This window comes from Asaia sp. W19 (assembly GCF_003994335.1).
In the GTDB taxonomy this organism is placed as follows: domain Bacteria; phylum Pseudomonadota; class Alphaproteobacteria; order Acetobacterales; family Acetobacteraceae; genus Asaia.
Map to the genome: position 1 here is coordinate 1 of NZ_PNQZ01000114.1, position 1,827 is coordinate 1,827.

Below are 1,827 nucleotides of genomic sequence, written 5' to 3' on the forward strand. Positions count from 1 at the left end.
GTGGGGTTTATGCCCCCCCGCCATGAAGCCACGCCTGCCCAGATCGCACTGGCGTGGTTGCTTGCAAAGGGGCCGGACATCGTGCCGATACCCGGTACGAAGCGGCAGACTTACCTTGATGACAATCTCGGTGCCCTGACGGTCAGGCTCGGGCAGGAGGATCTTGCGGCACTCGACTCTGCGTTGAGCGCTGACCGGGTCACGGGTCAGCGCTACAATGAGAGCAACATGAAGCTCGTCAACCGGTAGGGCGGTTCCGTTGCCGGAAATACTGCGTGCGGATGCCCTGATTGGGCATCTGGCTGTTTTTGCAGGAGCGGAAGGGGGGCCTCAACTGATCGAGAAGTCAGATGCCTTGAGGTCTGTGACACCAAGGAAAGTCACTTTCATGTCATTATCGAGCATGATGGAGGTGTTACCTCCGGATACCGTCGCCGTACCGAGCAAGGCGTTGATCTCCTTCTGGGCGTTGCCAGGCTGATAGTTATACATGAAGAACGTATTGCCCGCGGCCGCCGAGAAATCGGTGATGGTCACATCACCCGCTGTATGACCGGACAGCACGCCAAATGTGTTTGCCGCGCCGCTGCCACCGGTGACGGTCACGTTGGTCGCCCCTCTATTATCGCCGAAAGATGTTCCGAATACGAAATGATCACCTCCCTGGCCCCCGATGAGGGTCTGGTTGCCAGCACCGCTCCAGGCTTCGAGGCGTCCGGTCGATGAGGAGGCGTCGACGAGTTCATTCGTGCTCGAGGCGCTCTGATTGCCCGTCCACAATGCCGTTCCGGTGACATCGAGTGACAATGACAGATGATCCGCGCCCCATAGCGTGGCCTGACTGGCCTGGACCTGGGTGCTCCCCGTCCCGGCGATGAAGGAGAGCGCGCCCGTGACACTCAGTGTCTGCCCACTCCCTTGATCGACGCGCAGATCGCCCAGAGCCGAGACCGTATCATTGCTTGCACCGGTCAAGGTTCCCTTGGCACCAGTGAAGAAGACAATCGAGCCCGATCCTCCGACGACGCTGCTATTGTCGCCCAGTGTGATGGTGCTGGCCACACTCCCCTGATCGGCGACATAGGCGTTTTCCTTGAGCGTGACAAAGGAGTTCCCGCCCAGCAATGTGACTGAATCCTGGCCACCGCTGATCCCGCGGATGGTATCGCTTCCCTCAGAGACAACCCTGTTCACACCGCGCTGCAGCATGATCAGGTTTTCACCCGTGCCGGCATCGATGTCATTTGTGCCGTTCGTCGCCAGGATGGTGTCATTGCCCGCAGCGGTTACGATCGTCCAGTTTGCTGACTGGCTTGCACCGTTGAAATAGTTATCGCCACTGACACCCAGAAAACTTCCATTCGAACTTCCGGCGTTGAACGTGATTCCATCGGTATTTCCGCCGAGGATCGTCACGATACCCGTGGAGGTGAGTCCAGCGCCCTCGATCGTGACGCGTCCATCTGCTGTCTCGCCCGCGCGATAGGCTGTGCTGTCGGCCCAGTTGCCCACCCCGATGAATGTGTAATCGCCATGCGGAGCATAATCGCCGGTCGACGCGATCATGCCCTGCAGAGTGACACTGTCGGTGCCAGTCACCGAGCTGTCTCCCTGGGCAAGACGCACAGAGGCGAGTTTGTTCTTTTGAAACGCATCGGCCATCTGCTGCGCGTAGAGCTCAGCCAAGCCCTGTGCACGTCCACCGTCAACGGTGACGTGAATCGCGGTACCAGACGTTCCGACAATCGTGACAATACTCATCCTGTTCCACCCATATGAGGAAAGCCCGGGKGAGCCATGAATGTTATGCCGTTAAACAGACTGTAA

General features: G+C 58.7%; 2 protein-coding genes. One reads left to right on the forward strand and one right to left on the reverse strand.

Annotated features, from left to right (window positions below; all coding sequences use genetic code 11):
• A partial coding sequence (locus C0V97_RS17060) for an aldo/keto reductase (protein ID WP_148114961.1) occupies positions 1–249 on the forward strand: 249 nt, incomplete at its 5' end.
• An 81-nt stretch (positions 250–330) separates the two neighbouring features.
• On the opposite strand, the gene C0V97_RS17065 is transcribed toward C0V97_RS17060, so the two are convergent.
• On the reverse strand, positions 331–1,761 hold the full coding sequence (locus C0V97_RS17065) for a calcium-binding protein (protein ID WP_127100552.1): 1,431 nt from the start codon (positions 1,759–1,761) through the stop codon (positions 331–333).
• Between the last annotated feature and the right edge of the window lie 66 nt (positions 1,762–1,827).

Bases quoted from the DNA above. Each gene is read 5' to 3' on its own strand.
- C0V97_RS17065 (WP_127100552.1), bottom strand. From the start codon at position 1,761: ATGAGTATTGTCACGATTGTCGGAACGTCTGGTACCGCGATTCACGTC.